Genomic DNA, 21,526 nt, shown 5'->3' with positions numbered 1-21,526 from the left:
GAGGAGGAGTCCATCCCATTGCTTACATCCTGAGCCAGGCCATTCGCCGGGAGCACCACTGGTGGGCAGCCGGGTTGTGCATGGTGTCAGACGTACTGCTGTTTACGCTCGGCATGTTCGGCGTGAGTGCGGCCCTGATGGCGGCACCCCAGGCGCTGGAAGTCTTGCGCTGGCTGGGTGTTGCCTTCCTGGGCTGGCTGGCCCTGCAGGCGTTTGTGCGCGCAGGCCGTGGCCGGGCGGCACTGAAAGCCTCGGGTGATGTCGGGCGAAGCCTGAAACGGGTTATCCTGACCACTCTGGCCGTTACCCTGCTCAATCCGCAGGTTTATCTGGATACCCTGTTGCTGATCCCGGCAGTGGGTGCCCAGCAGAGTAGTGCCGTGACTTTTGTGGCCGGCGCCAGCAGCGCGTCGATCCTCTGGTTTGGTGGTCTTGCCTGGTTCGGCTCCAGGCTGGCACCGGTTCTTTCCAAACCCGGTGCCTGGCGAGTGATTGATGGCGTTATTGGCCTGATGATGGCGGCTATCGCTTTACAGCTGGCCCTTGGCGGCCTTTGATATCTCGCCTTTCTCAACTTGTTCCAGAAATGCACGGATATCCTCGAAGGCTTCTTCGGCTTCTGGCAACAGCGGTGTGAAGATGTGCCACACATGCACCATGTTCTGCCAGGTGTGCAGTTCAACCGGTGAACCTTCAGCCCTGGCCTTGGCTGCATAGCGGGTAGAGTTGTCCAGCAGCATTTCTGTGGAGCTGGCATGGATCAGCGTTGGCGGCAGGTTGTTCAGGTTGCCGCGCAACGGCGAAGCCACAGGATTGGTAGGGGAGATCCGGAATGCCGCCAGGGTGCCCCACCAGAGCACCGGCAAAGGAATCTTGGATAGCCCGCCAAACACCGGTCCCAGCAGGGGATCGGTGCGGATGTTGTCGCGGTTGCTGGGGGCCGTCAGGGTGAGGTCTGTGGACGGCGACAGTGCCACTGCGGCATCCGGCTGGCGGATACCATTGTCCCGAACCCAGGCAATCAGCGACAGGGTATGGCTGCCGCCTGCGGAATCACCAGCTACCACCATAAAATCTGCAGTTTCTTCACCGTCCGGGCCGTGGGCTAACAGCCAGGTGTAAGCCTGGCGGCAGTCACGGATGCCATCCATAAAGCGGTGCTCCGGCATCAACCGGTAGTCGAGGGCGAAAACGGCGGCATTGGCCAGTTGCGAGAACCTGTCGGTAATCGCCCGGTGGCTGCGGGGGCTGCCGGCAGCCCAGGCGCCACCGTGGATATACAGAACCCGTCGTCGGGTGTCCACGCCCGGGGCGATAACCCATTCGCCCCTGGGTTGGTCGTTATGACGAATCTCTGAAGTTACTTCAACATCCTCACCCAGACTGTCCAGGTGATTCCTCAGGGCAATCAGCCTGGCTTTGCCTTTCAGTCCCTTTGATGCCCGGCCCATATCTTTAATGCGTGACAGCACCTCATCGTGAGCCGGATTGGGTGCGACTTCCTTCACTGCCCACTCGTTGCCGTCAAATTCGGACAGGTCTTTGACCCGGAACAGCAGGAAAGTGGCAACAACAATCAGCGCGACAATGGCGAGCAAGGTCCAGAGCATGGGTGTTCCTTTTCGGGAAGCAGTGGTTTTGTTCTGTGGATCAGTGAAATCCTAACACGGCAACTATCACATCCGTGCGTTGTGTTGCCATTGGCCGGGCGGCCGGTGTGCAGGGCAATGTTCGGGATGCTTGCAGGAAAGGGGGCAGAGAAGAAGGGCCCGGAGAACCGGGCCCAGGGGCCTTAGTGACCGTAGATACGCATAGTGGTGTCCTGAACCACGAGGTTATCCAGCATCACAGAACCAATATTGGCTCCGCCTACCAGAACCTCGCCGATGGACATATCCGCTGCGAAGGTATTCAGGTCGATGGCCAGCGCATCGCCGGAACCGCCCAGACGGGTTGCCTTGTAGACGTCCATATCAATGGTGGCGCCGAGTGTCAGCACACTTGGTGCAGCGGCGGTGCCATCAAGCTTGGTGCCCATGTAGTCGGCGCCGGTCATTTTCAGGTCACGGATGCCGAGGCCCAGGAAGTCGATGTCAACGTCCAGGTCAGAGATACCTACCTGAGTGTTCAGGTTCAGTCTGTCCGTAGCGGTGTCAACGGTGATGCCTACCTTAGTGAAGGCACCGACCATGTTGAAGTTGCTGGCCAGCAGGGTGGAATCGGTGTGGCCTTCCAGGGTCCACTCGCCGGTGCTTACGCCGAAGTCGATCGGCGCAGCGGTCAGCGGCAATACGTTGATGATTGCGTCGCCGTCAGCAGCTACATCGATCTCGATGGCAATGTTGTCGATCAGGTTAGTGGTGGCGTCCAGCCCGAGTGCATCCCGGAAATCAGTGATTTCAGAGAACAGACCAGTGGTATTCGCACCGCCAATCGAGATGTCTTTGATAGACAGGGAGCCTTCATCGGTGTATCGGAATTCGCCGATGTCCACACGGGTTTCCAGCTCGATAGTCACACCGGCCTGACCGGTGATACTGCCCATCTGGGCGTCATCAATGGGTTTCAGGTCGGCCTGGGCAGCAAACGGGAGGCCTGCCATGGCCAGCACTAACGCGGATTTTTTCAGGCTTTTCATTTCGTCGTTCCTTTTTTGATTTTGTTTTCTCTTCTTTCCTGATTCGGGTTACAGCCGGCGGATACCGGCTGTAACCCTTTCCGGCCAAGCCGGAACTTTTAGAACTGAGGAGTCAGGTCCAGGTTGATGGTGTTGCCCGGGCCAGTCATGAACTGGTTCAGCAGGCTGGTCAGCAGGCCGCAGTTTTCCAGCGCGCCCAGCTCGTATACACCGCTTACGGTACCGCCAGTGGCCGGTGAGAAGTTGGAGCCTTCAACCGACTTCAGCTCGATGTTGATCGGATCGCGGGTCTGACACTCGGAACCACCACCAATGCGAATTGGCAGCCAGCCGATCTTGATAGCCACCTTGGGTACTTTCACATACAGCTGGGAGTTGGCAGTCAGCTTGCCGTTTACCAGGGAGCCGGTGGTTACCGCAGCCTGCTCGAATTCCACGTTGGCGGCAGCATTGATCTTGCTGAACAGAACCTTGATGGAGAAGTTGCCGGAGGTTGGCTGAACTTCCAGGTCTGCTTCAAAAGTGCCGGCAGCCAGGTCGAGAAGGGTAGCGATAGAGCCAGTCAGGGGCAGGGAGCCGCCGGTTGCCTTGATCAGTGTGGAGCCTTCCAGGCCCAACAGCAGTTCAATGGGGTCGGGGCCGCCGGTGCTTTCTTCATAAGACTCTGCGCGCACCGGAATGGTTACGGTGGCGTTTTCTTCGTCGCTGGAGTTCACGACCAGGGCCGCGCTATACACACCCGGTGCACCGGCAGCAAAGCTCAGGTCGACAGAGCAGCTGGCGCCAGCGGCAACCGTGGTGCAGTTATTGGTCTGCAGGAAGTCAGCGGCATTGGCGCCTTCCAGGGCAATGCTGTTGATTTGCAGGGCGGCATTACCGTTGTTGGCAATGGTAACCTGCGCGGATTCGCTGGTTCCGGACAGAACGCGACCCAGTTCGACCGATTCCGGAGATACCGAGATTTCCGGTGTCGGAGCCAGGGTGCCGCGGCCAGACAGGGCAACGTCGATGCTCGGGGTTTCGGCATCGGTAGACTCGATGGTCAGGGTTGCGCTGCGGGTGCCGTCAGTGCTTGGAGCAAAGGTGACATCAACCGCACAGGAAGCTTCCGGCGCAAGGCTGGAGCCACACTGGTTATTCACGGTGAAGACGTCAGCATCGTTACCACTGATGGCAATGTTGTTCAGGCCCAGGGCTGCACTGCCGGTATTGGTGATGGATACGGACTGCTGAGCGCTCAGGCCGGCCTGTACCGCACCGAAGGCCAGTTCTTCAGCGCCTACGGTGATGCGCGGTGTTTCAACCACTTCACCACCCACGGTGATGGTTTGAAGCAGATTGTCCTGGCCTGGCAACTGAACACAGTCAGTCAGGATTTCACCGATCGGAGCCGGGGCAATGGCGCCATTGGCGGTGCGCGCAGTCAGGTCCAGCTGCAGGGCGCCAACACGGATGACCAGTTCGCCAATATCATCCTCTGTAACCAGGAATTCCGGAGACATGCCGGAGGCCGGAACATTGAATTCGCCTGAAGTTTCGGGAACGGGCGTGGGTGGAATGTCCAGCTTCACAATTTGTTCAACGGTTCTGCCTGCGGTCACAACACTGTTGTAACTGGTGGCAACGCCTTCGAGTGTGGCGGACTGAACCAGTTTGAGGCCGGTGCGGGCATCGTCATTGACTACGGTGATGGCATCAACGGTGAATGCGGGGATGGTGTCACCTACAGACACTACGGAAGGAATATCCGCGCTGATGGTAGCCCGGATGGGCTGGTCGCCAATCAGCGGGAATGGGCATTCAAAGGCCAGTTCGGTAGAGACCTGTTCGGCTGCCGCATTTGATGCACCGCCGGCCATCAAGGCCGCCGCCGCAACGGCGGGACCGAGCTTGCGAACGCTCGTGTTGAGGTTCCTGAGTTTCATGAGTTCGTCCTCTGTGTATCTTCTTTGTTGTAGTTGGGGTTGCAGACAACACCGATAAGGACTGCTCGATCGGACTTGCAAAGATCCCGTGCCATGCGCGTTTACGCATGAATGCAGGGTTATTAGACGGGGAGTGGGTGCCGCCGGTCATTGCTGGTGGCGGCACCATTTTTGTCTTAAACGGAAATCAGGGTGGGTTATTGTTCAAACCGTGAACGGTGTCAAAACGGCCGGGGAACGCCGGTCACTTTTTACTGCGGGCCTGCCGGCGAATGTCGCCCGGGGTCTGACCGGTCCAGGAACGGTAGGCTTTGGTGAAACCGGCCTGGTCACTGAATCCCAGTTTTTCTGCAATGGATTCCAGCGGCACATTGGTGTCTTTCAGGTACAAAGTGGCAAAGTTTTCCCGGATTTCGTTACGCAGTTCCCGGAAGGATGTGCCGGCGCTGGCAAGGTGCTGCCGCAATGTGCGGGGGCTGATCTCCAGGCGGCGGGCGATATTCTCGGTGGTGCAGGGGCGCCCGGGCTGGCTCATGATCAGTTCCCGTACCTGCATAACGGTCTCGTCTGCTTCCCGGGGTGTCTCCCGGGCACCGTGCCGGGTCCTGGCCACCAGGAATTCCAGGCTGGCGTCGTCTTTGCGAATCGGGGTGCCGTTCAGGGGCATGATCACCTGGCTGATGCCAGCATCGAATTCGAACTCGCTGTCTGGTGCCAGCAATTGCCAGTCTTTCTGGCTGGCTTTGCCCGGGAAGTCGAACTGGAAGGTGAAATGGCTGCATACCTGGGAGGAGACCCGGTGAATGCTGCCCATGTAGATCTTGGTCAGGCAGGGCCGAAGATCGCCCACTCCCCAGGTATCGATCAACCGGATGCGAATGGTGGAACCGCTGGATTCCAGCTCCATATCCATCAGTGGCAAGCCCACCCGGAGGTATTGAACAATCATGCTGACCAGGCGGCGGGGATTTTCCTGGCCCAGCACGGCAAAGCCGAGCAAGCCGTGGCTGGGCAGGTCCAGCTGCTGTCCGAATTCGAAGGCGGCCCGTTCGTCGTGCATCAGCCAGTCGGCCTGGCGGAGCAGGAGCAGCACCTGGCTCATGGTTACGCTGGCATCAGGGTTGTTCAGAAGGTCGTCGGTAATGCCGGTTTCCGCCATGATGGCGTGGCGTTTAACGCCGCGGTTTTCCATAAACCGGATAAAACGGCGGGCATAGCGGGCCGAGATAATCGGCACCTCCAGTGCAAGGTTGTTCAACGAATCCATGTTTCCGTCTCTGTGCCGAGGCTGTGTACGGGGTTAGTATAGGCGCGGTGTTACGGTGGATATCCGGCAACTGGTCACAAATTGGCCGCATGGCCGGATATGACAATGAAACTTCAGACAGGTTTGTCCCCCATGATTTCAGGTGGTGCCACAGCATCCAATACAGAGTTGTCCGAGCCCTGTTCGGTTTGTGAGAGCCGCACACTCGCACCGTTTATGGAGGTAGAAGGCAAACTTTACCTGCGTTGTGGCACTTGCCAGGCAACCCTGATGGCGCCGGGGTTCTACTTGTCTGAGCAGGAGGAACGGGCTGTCTACCAGTTGCACGATAATCAGCCAGAGGACCCGGGCTATCGAAAGTTTCTGTCAAAGCTTGTCGGGCCTCTACTGGCAAAGCTTTCCCCGGGCGCCCACGGGTTGGATTTTGGCTGTGGCCCCGGGCCCGCGCTGGCTAGCATGTTTGAGGAGGCTGGCCACCCGATGTCGGTTTACGATCCGTTCTTCAGTCCAGAAAGGGAAGTGCTGAACCAGGCCTATGATTTTGTGACCTGTACCGAAGTCGTGGAACACCTGCACCAGCCTGCCCAGGTATTCAGACAGCTCGATACCTTGGTAAAGCCCGGAGGCTGGCTGGGTATCATGACCTGTTTTCAGAACGCTGATGACCGCTTTGCCACCTGGCATTACCGCAGAGACCCGACCCACGTGGTGTTCTACCGGGAAGAAACCTTTGCCTGGCTGGCCGCACATTTCGGCTGGGAGCTGGAGGTGCCGAGAAAGGATGTTGCGCTGTTCCGAAAGCGGGCCTGACCCGGTTCAGGGCGCCTCGGCAGGACATTGGGGAATGGACGGGCATTGCTGCGTGGCGTTTTGGATCGGGCCGGGCAGGCTGTCTGCTTTATTCTTGAAGCGGTCAGGGGCAAGGGCGCCGGCGCAGGCCCGGGCTTTTTTGGCTGTTTCAGGGCAGCCATTGGCCGACAGGGCATAGGCCAGGTTGTTCCAGCCTTCAGGGGCTTGCGGGAATAGCTTCACAGCTTTCAGAAAGTGCTCGATCGCTTGTTGCGGCTGCTGTTGTGCATAGGCCAGGTTACCCAGTGCCATGACCGGCGCAGAGTGTTCGGGCCAGCGTGTTTGCGCGGTCTGGTAGGCCTCCCGTGCCGCACGGCTGTGACCGGTGGTTTCCAGGTCATGGGCGGCCCTCAGCCAGGGCAGGGGCTCGGCGGTTGCCGGTAACGTGTCCGGTGGCAGGATCACCACGGCCCACCGTTCAGCCCGGTTCCAGGTGGCGTGAAAGGCTTTGTAGGGCATCCGGTAATGCTGGCGGGTATCAGTGTTCAGTACCAGCTCCTCCTCCCGGGCGTCGTAGCCCACCACCACGGCAAAGTGCCATTGCGGCCACCAGTTGAAGCGCAGGTTCTGCATGACCAGTACCGGGTTGCCTGCCGCAACTTCCGCCAGTACGGCATCAATTTCCGGTTGCAGTGGATACACCACCATATTGTGGGAGCGCGCCCCGGCCACCATCTCCACCTGCAACGAGCCTTCCCGGCCGGGAATGTACACCAGCTCTTTCAGGATGTCCGGATCGGTGGACAGCCCCTGACTGTTCAGCATGGTGGCCAGCGAGGCCGGGCCACACTGGTACTTTTCCTGGGGATAGAACGGTACTTTCTCCAGCAAGGTCGATGCGGGCTGTACATCATTGTTGGTGGCTGATGGTTCGGGCCAGGGCGGCGTAGTTGCGCAGCCGGCCAGCAGGACCAGGCCCGTGAGGGCCATCAACCTGCTGAAACCGGCGAGCTTTTTGAGCATGGTTCGGTAGTTTACCGGATACAGTTAATGAACGAGAAGAGATCGGTGGCGCACAGCATGTCGGTGATGATGAACACCAGCAGGAACAGGACGATCACACCGACAACCCCTTCACCGGTGGGTGCTTCGGCCAGTTGCTGCTCGAAGTCTGCCAGTTCGGCGGGGGTCAGGTTCTGGATGCGCTCGGCCACCTGGTCTTCACTGACACCAAGCTCGGCCAGCTTTTCTTTCACTTCCTGCTGCTCCAGCATCTCCAGCAGCTGTTGCCGGTCGATGTCGGTCTGTTGTTGCTGGATCAGCTCACCGGTGCCCACCATGCCGGCGTGGGCAGAAACGGAGAAGGTGGTGGCAAAGGCCATCAGCAGGGCCATCACCAGAGAAAACTGCTTGGTGTAACGTCGCATGGCGTTCATGACAGACTCCTTTCTCAGTTGTTTACAAAGACACTAGTTTGAATTGTGTCGCTGTTCAACATACAAAACGTTCACCAACAAGAAAGGGTTCCTCAGAAAGTGGAAAGCCCTGTGGCTTCCATCACCCGGTGCTGCCAGTAACGGAACCTGGACGCTTCCTGCCAACTTGCCCACGGCAGGCTGAGTACCGGATTGCTGTCCGGGCCATGGTTCCAGTGCAGCTCGAAGTAATCAGTCGCCTTAGTGGCAACGGGGTGGTCGGCCGGGAGCTGCACCCATGCGTTGGATTCCAGGTTCAGGTCGTCCAGGTTGCGCCGGGTGAAGTTGGCAGAGCCCAGCAGCATTTCCTGTTGGCCATCGCTACGCGTTCGGATCAGCAGCTTGCTGTGGCACTGCTCCCCGCGGGTGTTACACCAGCGTACAGCAACTCCTGCCTGGTTCAACTCGTTAGCCACCGGGCGGTTGGGAATGCCGTTCTTCTCGTGGCCGAAGGCGTCTTTGTTGGCATCCAGCAACAGCCGGACGCTCACGCCCCGTTGCTGAGCGGATATCAGGGCTTCGATGATGGGGCGGTGGGAGAGGTAGAACATGGCCATGTCGAGACTGTCCCCGGGCTGGCTCTGGTCAATCATCGCCAGGGCCTTGTCCCGGATGGCGGATTCGGTGAGTACCTGAATGCTGCTGCCGGATTCCTGGTGTTCGCCGGCCATGGCCTCCAATGTGTTGATCCAACGGTCAATTGTGGTGGTATCTGCGCCGGACATATGCATAACCGCGCGTTCGCTGCGAACCACATCGGTGACTGCCGGGCCACTGAAGGCCAGGGCGGTGTTGCTGTGCCGGCTGCTGCCATCGTGGGGGTTGGCGGAGGTGATCACAGCACGGAAGCGTTCTCCCTCGTCGGCAACCAGTACCTTGCGATGGTTGGCCTTGAAGTTGGGCAGGGCCAGGTAGCTGCGAACGGTGGCGGGCTCCGTGCCCAGTGCGTTTGGCAACCAGCCACCATCGGGGTTGTTGCCCAGAAACTGGCAGCAGAGCCGCCATAATGATGACCAGGCCGGGTTGCTGTCCCGCAGGGGTTCCAGCCGGGTGATGACCAGTTGAATGCCGGCATTTTCGAGGGCCTCGAACAGCGTCGATCGGGTGCCGCCGTAGAACGTGTTAAGCGGGTCTGTGATGACCACAATGTCAATGCCGGGCTGCGATTGCTTTCGGGCAATCAGCGCATCGACGGTCTGCTGAGCCAGGGGCCGTAATCCCTTGTCTTCGGGGCCGGTACTGTTGAACAGGAACATATCCAGCAAGATGAATGTTTCGGCCTGTCCGATCAGCCGGAACATCTCATCGAAAATTTCGTGGTCCAGCTCGGAGCGGCCATCAGGGAAGTGCAGGGTGGTGTCGGTCAGCAGTTCAGGCGCTTCGAGGGGCAGAACATCGCCCTGATAGACAAGGCCGGCCGGCAAGGGCTTGCAGGTGTGCCATAGCCCGAGGCTGACCAGGATCAATAACAGGGCTGCGGCGAGTAACTTCATTGTCATGGCAGCATCATTCCTTTGAGTGTGGGGCGCCTGGCTCAGGTTTCGCTGTGCCGGAGGATCCGTTCCGAAAACAGCTGCAGCAGGCGGGCTGCGTTTTCGGCCGGTTGCACCGAGGCCATCAAGCCATTGGCATCCAGCCCCTCGGCCTGAAGGTCAGGGTACTGGATTTCCAGATACGCCTTCATGATGTGTTCGGTGAACTCGGGGTGAAACTGCACACCCCAGGCATTGTCACCGACCCGGAAAGCCTGGTGCGGTTCGAAGTCGGACTCGCCCAGCAAAACAGCGCCAGGGGGTAGCTCCAGCACAGATTGCTTGTGAGTCAGCTGAGCCGGAAAGGTTTGCGGAAGCTGGCTGAACAGGGGATCGCTCTGTGCAGCAGCAAACAGGCGAACCAGTCGGGTGCCGGTTTCACGGCCTTTGGGATGGTAATCCACCTTGCCGCCCATGGCATGTGCCAGAAGCTGGTGGCCGTAGCAGACACCCAGAAGCGGAACATTGTCTTCTACTGCCTGGCGCACCCAGTTGGCTGCTTGTTCGCTCCAGGGTTCCCGGTTACTGACCATGGCCGGCGAGCCGGTGATAACGATGCCTTGCCAGTCCGAGGGGTGGCCCGGAGGTGAAGCACGGGTTACGTCGACGACTGTCAGTTGCAACTGGCTGGACAAGCCACGGGTAAACCAGGCATCAAAGTCTCCGAACTGATCCTTGATTTGCGGATAGGTGCTCCCTGTTTTCAGGATAACCACCCGCGGGGCCTGTGTGTTGCCTGTGCCAGCCATACTGCGCTCCGGTGACAGCTAAACGGGAGAGGGTTATTCCTCTTCCGGAAGTTCCGCGTTATGGAACACGTTCTGAACGTCGTCCAGGTCGTTCAGCATGTCGAGGAATTTCTCGAACAGGGGGATGTCGTCGCCCTGAACAACCGTGGTGGTCTTCGGCAGGAACTGGATCTCGTCCACATCGAACTCGATGCCTTCGAAGGCCGCTTCCAGTGCCTGTTTGGCCTTGGCGTATTCGGTGTTGGGCGTGAATACGGTGATCTTGCCGTCTTCATTTTCGATGTCGGTCACGTCAACATCGGCTTCCATCAGCGCTTCAAGAACGGCTTCTTCATCCTGGCCGTTGAACGCGAAAATAGCGCAGTGGTCGAACATGTGGGCAACCACGCCGGGGGTGCCGATCTTGCACTTGGTCTTGGTGAAGGCCAGGCGAACGTCGCCGAAGGTACGGTTGGGGTTGTCGGTCAGGCAGTCGACAATCACCATGCAGTTGCCGGGGCCATAACCTTCGTAACGGGCTGTCGAGTAGTCTTCACCCGCGCCGCCCTTGGCCTTCTCGATGGCTTTTTCAATAACGTGTGTGGGGACCTGGTCTTTCTTGGCGCGCTCGATCAGGCCGCGAAGCGACAGGTTGGCCTGGGGGTCGGGGCCGCCAGACTTGGCGCTCATGTAGATTTCCCGGCCGTACTTGCTGTAAACCTTGGTTTTAGCCGCGGCCGTCTTGGCCATGGATTCTTTACGGTTCTGGTAGGCTCTGCCCATCGTTGGTGCCTCTCGGATTTACGATCAAAAGCGGGATTTTACTGAACCTGAGGGATTTGCGACAGGGGTGATTGCGCAAGGAGTGCAGAAGGAGGTTTCCGCATCCCTGCGGAAACCGGGGAAATCACACAAAATCAACCGGCGGACGGTAGTTGTCCTGGGTCATCAGGTCGATGCCGCAGTCCATGCTGCTGACCCAGTTCAGGAAGCGGTCAACCATGGCCGGCCCCTCAAAACGCTTGCCGTGCTGGGGCACGATCATGGCCACGTCCATATCGCGAACCATGTTGGCCCACAGCTGGCAAACCTTTTTAGAGGCAATATACCGGCGGTGGAAGCCAATCATGTGCTGGATGTGGTTGTCGAAGTCTTCCACCGGTTTGTGATCGTCTTCACCCCCGAGCGATGCGCCCAGGTCGCCGGAGAACAGAATCTTCGAGACCGGATCATAGAACTGCAGGTTACCCACGGAGTGCATGAAGTGGGCTGGCAGACACTGGATATGGGAGTCGCCGAAACGCACTTTCGCACCCTGGTCCGGAATGCTGATGATGCGATCGTACACGCTGCCGCTGAGCTGGTTGGTTACGTAACTGGACACCAGGTGGGGCAGGAAACGGGCCCACAGCTTGGAGGTTACGATGCTGGCCTTGGTGTGCACAATCCAGCGGTCAATCGCACCGATGATGTCCGGGTCCTGGTGGGAGGCAAATACATAGTCCATCTCACGGATGTTCATGTACTTGGAGGCAGCCACCGACAGCGGGGTATAGGTAAGGTCTCCGCCGGGATCAAGCAGGGCTTCGTGCTTGCCGTCTACAATCAGGAACTGGTTAGACTGAACGCCTTCACCAGTGACCAGGGAATCAAACATCAGACACTTGTGGTGCCCGTTGTCGAACAGAACAATCGGCTCAGCTGCCATTAGGGTCTCCCGCACAACAATAAGTTACAGACCATGACAACGGTACTCATGCACCGCGATGGCCGAATATTGCAATAAGGTTTGGAGACTACCGAACGGCGGGAAGCCGGGCCTTGCCACAGGTCAATTATCTGATATTCATCAAGTAGCGGATTGTTGCTATGGCTACGCCAGTTCCGGAACCCGGCGGATGCCGCGCTTCAGGCCCTGCTCCAGCGCTGCACTGACCACCTTGCCGGAGAACGGCACGATGTCCTCGAACGTGATGGTGTAGCTGACCCGGGTTTGACCTTCCTGCGTGTCATAAAAACGAATACGCCCCATATGATTGCGAATCGGGCTAAGGCTGGTGATGGTGTATTCAATCAGCGAGTCCGGCTCGAAAACCAGTACGGTTTCCTGCAGCGACAGGGGGCCAATGCCGATTTTACGTACCGAGCCGGTACCGTTCGGATCGGCCTGGTCACTGTCTTTGATGCGTTTTACCGGAGCACCGATCATTTTCCCGAAACGGTGATGGTCGGCAAACAGGGCGAAGACTTTTCGCCTTGGTACATCAAAAGTTTCATCAATTTCAATGGTGTAGCTCGCCATCTCGGTGTCCTTGCTTGTTGTTGTATTTCGCAAGGGTAACTGTTCGCGTTCTTAAACAAAAGTCGTAGGTCAATTGGTCTTTGGTTGAGTGTTCGGTGGGCAAAAACTGATCTCGGTGCCCGGAGGGATAACTGCGGTTTCGTCGCTACGAATAGCGTCCATATTGAACACGGTGAGGAACTTCGCAGCACCAAAGCGGGTTTGCACATCGTAGGCGATGGCATTCAGCTCGTTGTAGGGCGGCAGGGCAACCAGCTTGTCCAGCAGGTCCATCCGGTTGGAGGCTTTGCGTGGGAAGTCTTCGTTGGGGGCGCCTTCTTCATCCAGCCAGCGATTCCAGTGCTGGTTTATATCATCCAGCACTTCCCGGTTAGCCCGCTGGGGCAGGTTCAGGAACCGGCAGTGGCCAAAATTATCCAGCTTCTGTTTGTTGGCATCCCACTCGCCGATATCGATTTTAACGTCGGCAAAGCAGACTCCGGCACCAGAGCTGGCACTCTGGCGGACTGCAGCGCCAATCAGGCTGCCTGGGCCTTTGTGGCCGTACAGCAGGGTAACGCCACTGGCCGGCAGCCGGAAGCCGTCTTGCTGGAAGTAGTCTGGCCTGCAAATAATATGTGTGTCGGGCTGGGAATCACCCTCAAAAAAGAAGAACGTTTTGGCCCCGATAACAGACACGTTAGTGAATCCTTGTGACAGTTCAGTGCGCCCCATGCGGCGCTACGGCAATATTGCCAGACTCAATGATTGGTTATGTTAACATCGTACACATTTTCGGAAAAACATACCCTATACCATACAGGTACTGTGCATGCAGCAATCCAGAAGCCGGCAATCCCGGAATGAGCTGACCCACCCCTTGGCACCGATCAGTGGTAATACGCTGATGAACCTTAAACTGGTTCTCGAAAGTGTAGTTGGTGATGGGGAAATCCGGGACCTTGACCTTGCCATGTTGCTGAACGTGCCGGTAAACCGCCTGGGCCGCCTGAAAAAGGCCGGTGCCCCCGCTGGCGCTGCTGAAACGCCGGAACCGGATGACGAGCAGGATGATGCGGCCGCCGCGACGATTCGCCCCAACCAGGCCATCCTGGTTCGCCTTCTTCTGAAACACCCGGAATACGCGCCGCTGACCATGCGCCCGGGTAATGCCGAGATGTTCGAACTGATTTCTCCGCTGATGCCAGGCACGGGCAGCAATGGCAAGATGGCCGGCAAGCAGGGGTACGCGCCGCTGTTTGGCCGCTCCTACGTGTCGTCATACAAAATGCTGGCCGAGGCGGAATCCACCAGCTTGCCGGTTGTCCGTTTGCAGTTGTTGATTGTTGGCCGGCTGGGGGAAATGTTCCGGGAGCTGTGCCTGACAAAAGTACAGCAGGCCGCCAAGAAAGTGCCGGACTATGTCTTGCAAAGCCTGAAGCACGATGCCGGTTGGCAGCTGCTGAGAGCCAGGGACTCCCTGACCGACTGGATGCCGGATGTGGTTTTCGAGGAATTCAGTGCCGAGCTGCTCAGCCAATGGCGCACCTGGTTTAACGAATGCTACCTGACGGTACTTCGCGACGAGGCGTTGTCACGGGACCTGGACCCGAACAAGGTGATGCTCAAAGGTAACTGGAGCAACCGGAAGAACGTAGAGCCGGCAGATCTCCAGAACTACGACCGGGCCACGCAACCGATTCTCGGCTGTGAAGACAGCCTGTTCAGTATTTTCCGGGAAAGCTTCGGGCTGACCAGTGCCGAGGCGTTCTGGGCGCTGGGGCTGCAGGTGAAAGCGTTTTACCGCTTCCGCCAGCGCGCCCGGCAGCGCATCGACGCACCGTCCGCCCTGCTGGTTCGCTACTTGTTCCGTTACCCGGACGACATCCGCCACATTATTCCTGCACCACCCAGCGGCGAAAGCATTCTGCAAAGTATTCAACAGGACGATCCGGCCTTCCGCACCAGCCAGCTGGGCCCGATGTTTGGCGCCTCCCGGGTGATGAGCTACGAATTTGCGGCAGACCAGCACTCGAGCCCCTTCTTCGCCCGCCGCCTGGCCACCATTTATGCCGAACAGAAGCGTCGGGGTCAGCCGATTTATGCCCAGTTGCGGCAGTGTGTGGAAGACGAGCTGAAGGCCAGAGGGCTGGATTCCAGGGAATTCTGGCGTGACGGGCGGTGGAACCCATAGCTTTGTCCTGGCGGGACGAATGCCTGTGCGATTGATGGGCCTCGGTTTTGAGTCAAACCGGTAAATTGAGGTGCAGTTCGTTTGTAATCCAAAATGGGGTAGTTATAATCCGCGCAGCTCAGGATGAGTTTGTTATAACCATTTAAACTTCAGGGACCGAAGGTATGCCCCAGGCAAGCGGATTGCAGTTCACCGCCCGTGTAGGCGAATTCCCCTCTGATCACTTTTCGGTAGTTGGCTTCGCGCTGACCGAACAGCTGTCTTCTTTGTTTCATGGCCGGTTAGAGCTGGCCAGCACCGACCCGGACGTAGCCGCCGGTGATATCCTCGAACAGCCGGTAGACCTCGTGGTCTGGCAGGACGGCCAGCCCCTGCGCCGCTTCACCGGCGTTGTAAATGAGTTCGTGAGGGGCGACACCGGCCACCGCCGCACCCGCTACGAAGTTGTCATCCAGCCGCCGTTATGGCGACTGGGCCTGATGCACAACAGCCGCATCTTCCAGACACAGACCACAGACGCCATCGTGCGCACTCTGCTCGAAGAGCGGGGCATTGTGGATTCGGTGTTTGATCTGAAGCGCCCGCCGGCAGAACGTGAATACTGCGTTCAGCACCGGGAAGGCGACCTGCAATTCCTGGACAGACTGGCCGCCGAAGAAGGCTGGCACTACCGTTACCAGCACGGCAGCGTGGATGGCGAAGAGCAACCGGCGTTAATCATCGCCGACCACCACGGCGACGCCCCCAAACTGGACCCTGTGCCCTGCAACACCCAGGCCGGCGGCAGCACCCAACAAGCCTGCGTATTCAGCTTTGCGTATGAAGAGCGGGTGCGCGCGTCCTCCGTGGCGATGAAGGACTACACCTTCAAGAACCCCGCCTATGCCCTGATGCATGAACAAAGTGCCGGCGGTGTTAACCACCGGGAAGACTACCAGCACTACGACTACCCCGGCCGCTACAAAGCCGACGCCAGCGGCCAGCCGTTTACCCAGAACAAACTGGATGCCCTCAGAAACGACGCGTCCATGGCCAACGGCAAAAGCAACCGCCCGGACTTCGCTCCCGGCGCCAAAGTGGAGTTGCAGGAACACGACAGCCAGAGCCTGAACCGGGAATGGCTGCTGACCGCCATCACCCACACCGGCAAACAGCCCCAGGCGATGGAAGAAGAAGGTGGCAGCGAACCCACCAGTTACCACAACGACTTCACCGCCATCCCGGCCGATAAAACCTGGCGGCCCCTGTGTGAACACAAGCCCATGATGGACGGCCCCCAGATGGCCATCGTCACCGGCCCCGAGGGTGAAGAGATCCACTGCGACCAGTACGGCCGGGTGAAAGTACGATTCCCGTGGGATAGATACTCAAAGAACGACGAATACTCCAGCGCCTGGCTACGCGTCGCCCAGGGCTGGGCCGGCGGCCAATACGGCTTTATGGCCCTGCCAAGAATTGGCCACGAAGTGATTGTCTCCTTCCTGGACGGCGACCCGGACCAGCCCATCATCACCGGAAGAACCTACCACGCCACCAACACACCGCCGTACGCGCTGCCGGAACACAAAACCCGGACCACATTAAAAACCAAAACCCACAAGGGCGAGGGCAGCAACGAACTGCGGTTTGAGGATGAAGCCGGCGAAGAGCAGATCTACGTGCACGCCCAGAAAGATCTGGACCTGCTGACGGAAAACAACCGCACCGAAGTCATCAGGAACGACAGCCACCTGACGGTAGAGAGCCACCAGTTCAGCCATGTAAAAGCCGCTGAACACTGCACGACCGACGGTGAAAGCCGGCTTTCCGTGGGCGCAGACTGCAGCCAGATCGTGGGTGGCACTTACCATCAGAAAACCGGCCGTGTGATGGCATCCGAAGCAGGTACCGAAGTGCACCACAAGGCCGGTGCGAAGGTGGTACTGGATGCCGGGGCAGAGCTGACGATTTCTGGCGGTGGCAGCTTTATCAAACTGGATCCCAGTGGCGTGACCTTGAGTGGGCCGGGGATCAAGATTAATTCCGGGGGTAGCCCGGGGAGTGGTTCGGGGCAGAATACAGTTGCTCCGGAACTGCCTGCATTGCTTGATAGAGATCGGGCAGCAATGCAGCAGTCTCCTGAACTGGCAATGGTTAGTCAGCGTAAAGGTGCCTCTCCCGACCAAACAGAGTTTGAACAGTTACCGGGCTCTGATCGAAAACTGATCATTGATGTGATTGGTGGCCACTTGGAGCGGGATTCAGTAGAGGCGGTGAAAGGAAGCGATGGAGGGGAGAGCGTATGACGGACACGGTGGATTTTTCGGATGAGTCTCTGGATCGCTCAATTCTCAGAAGAGCGGACTACGACGATACAGATCCCAAAGACCTGGTGCTGACGATCCCCAAGCGTGATGGAGGCAAGATCTCTGTTCCTCTTCTTAAGCATGCAAGATCTAATACTGAACGGGACGATTATCAGGAAAATACCCTACTTCGAGTAAAGCCTCTGGCTGAGATCGCCAGTAATCTGCCGATTAACAGTGGCGGTGTTACCGTTTATCAGGGCAAAGGTGTGGCAATGCTTCGTCCCGGGTATTTGTACATTTTTCGCAAAGGCCGACTGTGGCGTGAGCTGGAGATCGACGAGCAATCTCGTTTTAGTGACGTGGATCTTGAGGCGGTTCGCGCTGAAGTGATGGACACTGGCTCTGGGCTTCGGGTTATCAGGCCATCCAGCGGCGACTGGCTCGACGATCTATTGATACCGGTTTTCCTCCAGGGACGGGCAGTCATGCACGACTTCCGCATGGCGTACAGCGAAGTTCAGTGGGATTGGTCCTATATCGAGCAGCTTGAACAGGATGAGCTCGCCCGCGACGCTAGAACAACGGGTGTAGGTCCTGCCTGGGCGACCGCTGGTGTGGAGGGTTTGAGCTTTAGTGGTGGCTTTTTGGCTTCACGGGTCGAAGATGTGGAAGAGCTCCGTGAAAGGGATCTGGGCATTGAGTTGATGCTTGAGAACCCCAGTGACTTCGGAATGGGGTTTGAGAGGCCCGGTGAGGATGAGCTATGCGTCAAGCTCGGCCGGTTGCTCGAGACTCCATTTGATCTGAGCTGTGAGCCAGGTGAGGATCAGCTCAAAGATCTGCGGCAGAAGAAGGGTGTGGCATGCCTGGCGCTTGATGATCCTTTATTCACTCTTCGTCATTCTATGTCTCAGCTACATCTGGCTCTCCACTATCTGGATGCCATCGATGCCTCTATTCAGGACAATCCGATGGCGCACTCAGCGATGCTCATCCGTCAGGCTGTGTTCGACCCATCGCACCGTGGTCAGAACCCGTTGGCAAGATATGCATCTGCAATTGATAGATCGAAGCTGGATGAGGTGCTAAAAACCGACCAGAAGCAACAAGCTATCAACATTATTGATCGGCATCTTGAAAAGTTGCGAGATATGCTTGGCAGCGGAACTCTTGATGCGGTGCTTGAGGATTATCGAACTTGCAATGATGTTGCGGTCTGTGAGGGGTATCTGCTGGTCGCAGATAAACTCAATCTACTTCAGCAAATTCCCGGAGTGCTTAAGGCTCAGGGTGTAAACAAAGGAGGCCAGGTTCTATCCGATCTTCGTCGCTGGGTTCTTGAAGGCTCATTTTTAAGCAAATGGGCACCGGAAACTGTTGAGGGGGATGCGGAACCTCTTATCAGGAGATTGAAAACGTTGGCCAAGGACACGGCTGAGATCGATGGCGAGCTGTTGAAACGACTCAATCTTCAGTCTCTGGCCTATCTCGAAAAACAATTGAGTGAGCAAAATGGTGAAGTAGAGTCTGGTATTGAAGGTGTCGCCAATGCAGGCAAAGTAAGCGGGATGATAGCCGGGTCACTCAACGAATGGAGTGCTGCGCTTCTTGCCGTAGGTAAACGCCTGGTGGAAGAAGACCTTATCGAGAGTGTTGAACTGCCGCGTCTTATGCAGGGAGCCTATTCTAATTTTGCGCTGGTGGACTCAAGCTTGAGGCGTATCAAGTTAATGGATAGGTCAGGGGCAATGAGGTCTGGTTTTATCATCGGCGTATCTGGCGACGGGATTGAACGCGGCCTGACGGACTTTGACCGCACGGAGGGCATACTCACCAGAGCAAAGGATTTTCTTTACGCAGACTTGCTGGATGACTCTGACGACTTGATGGCTTCCACCAGCCCCAAGCGTGCGTCGGAGGCGCTAGAAGAGGCTATCCATAAAGTTGCGGGTTCCTCTATGGTATTTTTCGCGCCGGATGATCATCCGGAAGTGCGTAAATTGAGTTTGATTAGAGTTGATCTGGCGAAGCATGTTAATGAGGTAGTTGACGGGCCAGCGGTATCTCGCGGACTGGTGGCTTTGGCTGCGTTTAATTTATTTTTGGAAATCAATAATGTAATCAGCGCATCCCAACAAGATGAAGGCTTGCAGCTCTTAGCTAAGAGTAAAGTAGTAGGTGCAACGGCTGATTTGATGGCGGCATCGTTGAAGTTAAGCGAGTTATCAGGTCGGTCGGCAATTGCGCACAACAATAGCAACTTCAGGGTCCATAAGCTTGCCGCGCGCCCCTTATTTGATATGAAAAACTGGATTTTGGTTGGCAATCGTCTGACTGCTTTGAGAGCTGGAACTTTGGTTCGAGTAGCAGGGTTGGCAACATTCGTTGCTGGATCTATTGGAGCGGCGTTGAGTTTTTGGGAAATGCGTATCAGCGTATCCAATAAAGACTTCGATGCTGCCACGGGCCATGCCATCGCAATGACCGGCAGTCTGCTTGTGTTGGCATCTCCTCTTATGCATACCTTGTTGGCAATTCCAGGATGGGGCTGGGCAATCTTGGGTCTCGCGATGGCCGTTGGCGGCGGACTGTATGCCGCGTCAGTTACAGACGATACGTTTGAACAACTCCTCAAGCGTGGTCCTTGGGGGACTCATCCCGATCATTCTCTACCTGGTATGGACCACAAGGCCTATTACAGCCAGTTGCTTACCCTGCATTCGCCAATCCAGGTGACGGCTCAGCGATATGCAGACGTAGAACCCGATCCTGCGTTGAGCCATCCTGATTATATGCCCAAGGCAGATGATTACGTCATCACGCTCCAATTTCCACTGGTCAGCCGCATCAAGTTGCATCAGCAATGTGAGGCGGGGTTGCCCCCAAGTCCTTTCAGACTGGTGGTTCAAGAGGTTGCGTATCTATCATCCACTACAAACGTTCCTGTGAAAGGCCTTACGGAATCAAGAACGAGTACTCAGATGCTCAAAACCACCCCGCTCACTAAGGTGACTGCCCGACAATCGATTCCACAGCAATCAGCCGTTCGTTTCTTGGTCAGGCGCGAGATTCAGGACAGTGAATATCAAAGCCTTTATTATCAGGAATCCGTTGAAGTCCGGGTGAGGGTGGGGCTGCAAGCCACTCTGAACACAGAATTGGGGCCGCTGGTTTTTCCAACGCCGGTGTTTGAGGATTACGAACCGTTCGATTTGGCGACACACGAGCAGCCTCCCCCAAAGAAGCGGATGCTCATGAATCCATACGATCAGCCAAAAGCCCCGTATTGGTACTTCACTGAGGTCAGCGTATGACTGAACAACATAAACCTCTTCAGGCAGATGCTGCCTTTCGTGCAACGCAGATTGGACCACTGCCACCTTCCCCCAAAGAACGAACGCGTGTCGGCGAGGATCTTCAGCCCGTAGGTACCTATGCCGGTATTATTCCCTATTCTGGGACAATCCAAGATGTCGAAGTGCTACAGGATCACGAAAAGTCAGATCCAGAGTTCGGGTCCAAAGATTGGTGGTGGGATCACCAACGGATTCGATTTTTGAACGGAAAGTTAGGCCTAAAAACTTTGATACTTATTCTGCCGATAATCTGGGTGTTTATCCTTTGGTTAGGAGGCCCCGCTTTAATGATCTGGGCTTCGGGCGAGATCGAGTCTATGGCTGAGCTTCCGCCCCTGTTGATGGCTTTAGGAATAGTTGTCTTTACTCTGGGGTGGTTCGCTTTCGCAATTTGGGTAACTCCGGTTACCACTAACTGGCTCATGAGCACCGGCATGGGGTTTGTGCTCAAGCCCTTTGAAAAAGCGATCAACAAGAAACTGGACGACACCCTCGAGGACGGTTGTAGTGAGTTCAACCGAGCCACCGGGCTGGTTCGCCTGGCTCTCGGGCGAGGCCGGTTTTTCGAAGCCCCGTTTGTGGAATTCGATGCTTATGTGGATCGGGTGATCCAGCAAAGCGGTGTGTTCTATCGGCTCATTTTTGTGCATCGCTATACACAGAAGTCATTCCATAAAACGGCTTTCAGTACCATCGAATCCAGCAAATCAGAGGTCCTGGCACTTTGGGATGTACTTCAGACCTACATGGATGTGACGCAGCCCCTGCCAGATGTACCACGGCTGGAACCATTCCGACACCTGGATCCTGTCACCGCTGAACATGACCTACGCACCGGCCGCAACCCTCGCTTCTGGCGTGATCTGGATTTGGAAGCCTGGAAGCAAGGGGAGGGCAAGGAATGGCTGAAGTGCCAGGTGGAGTATCCGTGGGATAAGCGCCGTTGCAAGCTTACGCCGCAACTGGGCAAGATTTCGATGGAAGAATACCGTAAGCAGCGACCGGCCGAGGCTTGGCCGATTTGAGTGGCATGGATGACTGAACAGAAACAGC

At 57.1% G+C, this 21,526-nt stretch carries 17 protein-coding genes and 1 pseudogene; 6 read left to right on the top strand and 12 right to left on the bottom strand.

Annotation, left to right across the window (positions count from 1 at the left end; all coding sequences use genetic code 11):
• Positions 1 to 20: 20 nt before the first annotated feature.
• Positions 21 to 557 (top strand): annotated as a pseudogene (locus tag AC13DJ_RS12160) (LysE/ArgO family amino acid transporter); the annotation flags it as partial.
• Here the strand turns inward: AC13DJ_RS12160 and AC13DJ_RS12155 are convergent.
• The 4 genes from AC13DJ_RS12155 to AC13DJ_RS12140 form a co-directional block, all read right to left on the bottom strand.
• Positions 531 to 1,610, bottom strand: a complete 1,080-nt coding sequence (locus AC13DJ_RS12155; protein WP_199456396.1) for an alpha/beta hydrolase — start codon at positions 1,608 to 1,610, stop codon at positions 531 to 533. The pseudogene AC13DJ_RS12160 and the gene AC13DJ_RS12155 sit on opposite strands and share 27 nt — an antisense overlap.
• A 182-nt stretch (positions 1,611 to 1,792) precedes the next feature.
• Complete coding sequence (locus AC13DJ_RS12150) at positions 1,793 to 2,638, bottom strand: DUF6160 family protein (RefSeq protein ID WP_476131942.1); 846 nt, start codon at positions 2,636 to 2,638, stop codon at positions 1,793 to 1,795.
• A gap of 98 nt (positions 2,639 to 2,736) precedes the next feature.
• Positions 2,737 to 4,563: a choice-of-anchor D domain-containing protein gene (locus AC13DJ_RS12145; RefSeq protein WP_476131940.1), complete on the bottom strand. Its 1,827-nt coding sequence runs from the start codon at positions 4,561 to 4,563 to the stop codon at positions 2,737 to 2,739.
• 244 nt (positions 4,564 to 4,807) lie between these two features.
• Complete coding sequence (locus AC13DJ_RS12140; RefSeq protein WP_288371541.1) at positions 4,808 to 5,830, bottom strand: AraC family transcriptional regulator; 1,023 nt, start codon at positions 5,828 to 5,830, stop codon at positions 4,808 to 4,810.
• A gap of 105 nt (positions 5,831 to 5,935) precedes the next feature.
• On the opposite strand from AC13DJ_RS12140, the gene AC13DJ_RS12135 reads away from it, so the two are divergent.
• Positions 5,936 to 6,640 (top strand): class I SAM-dependent methyltransferase, encoded by a 705-nt coding sequence (locus AC13DJ_RS12135; RefSeq protein ID WP_482933757.1) that lies wholly within the window; start codon positions 5,936 to 5,938, stop codon positions 6,638 to 6,640.
• A 6-nt stretch (positions 6,641 to 6,646) separates the two neighbouring features.
• Here the strand turns inward: AC13DJ_RS12135 and AC13DJ_RS12130 are convergent, their stop codons facing one another.
• The 8 genes from AC13DJ_RS12130 to AC13DJ_RS12095 all read right to left on the bottom strand — a co-directional run bounded on the left by AC13DJ_RS12130 (position 6,647) and on the right by AC13DJ_RS12095 (position 13,334).
• Positions 6,647 to 7,642 carry a PA2778 family cysteine peptidase gene (locus AC13DJ_RS12130; protein WP_482933756.1) on the bottom strand — a complete coding sequence of 332 codons (996 nt, stop codon included), beginning with the start codon at positions 7,640 to 7,642 and terminating at the stop codon, positions 6,647 to 6,649.
• Between the two features lie 11 nt (positions 7,643 to 7,653).
• Positions 7,654 to 8,055, bottom strand: a complete 402-nt coding sequence (locus AC13DJ_RS12125; RefSeq protein ID WP_058340233.1) for a PA2779 family protein — start codon at positions 8,053 to 8,055, stop codon at positions 7,654 to 7,656.
• A 92-nt stretch (positions 8,056 to 8,147) separates the two neighbouring features.
• Positions 8,148 to 9,593, bottom strand: a complete 1,446-nt coding sequence (locus AC13DJ_RS12120) for a phospholipase D family protein (protein WP_482933755.1) — start codon at positions 9,591 to 9,593, stop codon at positions 8,148 to 8,150.
• 35 nt (positions 9,594 to 9,628) lie between these two features.
• Positions 9,629 to 10,375 carry a glutamine amidotransferase gene (locus AC13DJ_RS12115; protein WP_474540812.1) on the bottom strand — a complete coding sequence of 249 codons (747 nt, stop codon included), beginning with the start codon at positions 10,373 to 10,375 and terminating at the stop codon, positions 9,629 to 9,631.
• Between the two features lie 33 nt (positions 10,376 to 10,408).
• Positions 10,409 to 11,137 (bottom strand): YebC/PmpR family DNA-binding transcriptional regulator, encoded by a 729-nt coding sequence (locus tag AC13DJ_RS12110; RefSeq protein WP_022988648.1) that lies wholly within the window; start codon positions 11,135 to 11,137, stop codon positions 10,409 to 10,411.
• Between the two features lie 124 nt (positions 11,138 to 11,261).
• The gene (locus AC13DJ_RS12105) at positions 11,262 to 12,062 is read right to left on the bottom strand and encodes an oxygen-binding di-iron domain-containing protein (RefSeq protein ID WP_474540813.1); all 801 of its coding nucleotides are present in this window, start codon (positions 12,060 to 12,062) and stop codon (positions 11,262 to 11,264) included.
• Positions 12,063 to 12,227: 165 nt separating this feature from the next.
• Positions 12,228 to 12,656, bottom strand: a complete 429-nt coding sequence (locus AC13DJ_RS12100) for an SRPBCC family protein (RefSeq protein WP_058340229.1) — start codon at positions 12,654 to 12,656, stop codon at positions 12,228 to 12,230.
• Between the two features lie 69 nt (positions 12,657 to 12,725).
• Positions 12,726 to 13,334 (bottom strand): hypothetical protein, encoded by a 609-nt coding sequence (locus tag AC13DJ_RS12095; RefSeq protein WP_289101213.1) that lies wholly within the window; start codon positions 13,332 to 13,334, stop codon positions 12,726 to 12,728.
• 133 nt (positions 13,335 to 13,467) lie between these two features.
• Between AC13DJ_RS12095 and AC13DJ_RS12090 the strand changes: the two genes are divergently transcribed.
• The 4 genes from AC13DJ_RS12090 (at position 13,468) to AC13DJ_RS12075 (ending at position 21,498) form a co-directional block, all read left to right on the top strand.
• The gene (locus AC13DJ_RS12090) at positions 13,468 to 14,829 is read left to right on the top strand and encodes a hypothetical protein (RefSeq protein WP_289101212.1); all 1,362 of its coding nucleotides are present in this window, start codon (positions 13,468 to 13,470) and stop codon (positions 14,827 to 14,829) included.
• Positions 14,830 to 14,993: 164 nt separating this feature from the next.
• Positions 14,994 to 17,114, top strand: coding sequence for a type VI secretion system tip protein TssI/VgrG (locus AC13DJ_RS12085; RefSeq protein ID WP_476132041.1), 2,121 nt, complete (start codon positions 14,994 to 14,996; stop codon positions 17,112 to 17,114).
• Positions 17,111 to 20,431, top strand: a complete 3,321-nt coding sequence (locus tag AC13DJ_RS12080) for a hypothetical protein (RefSeq protein WP_474541124.1) — start codon at positions 17,111 to 17,113, stop codon at positions 20,429 to 20,431. The genes AC13DJ_RS12085 and AC13DJ_RS12080 overlap by 4 nt, the downstream gene beginning before the upstream one ends.
• Complete coding sequence (locus AC13DJ_RS12075) at positions 20,428 to 21,498, top strand: hypothetical protein (RefSeq protein ID WP_474541123.1); 1,071 nt, start codon at positions 20,428 to 20,430, stop codon at positions 21,496 to 21,498. Before AC13DJ_RS12080 ends, AC13DJ_RS12075 begins: the two co-directional genes overlap by 4 nt.
• The last annotated feature ends 28 nt before the right edge of the window (positions 21,499 to 21,526 follow it).

The sequence above is a fragment of the Marinobacter sp. L-46 genome, from assembly GCF_056859535.1.
The sequence above is the reverse complement of the archived record's forward strand: the minus strand, read 5'-3'. Positions and strand labels throughout refer to the sequence as shown.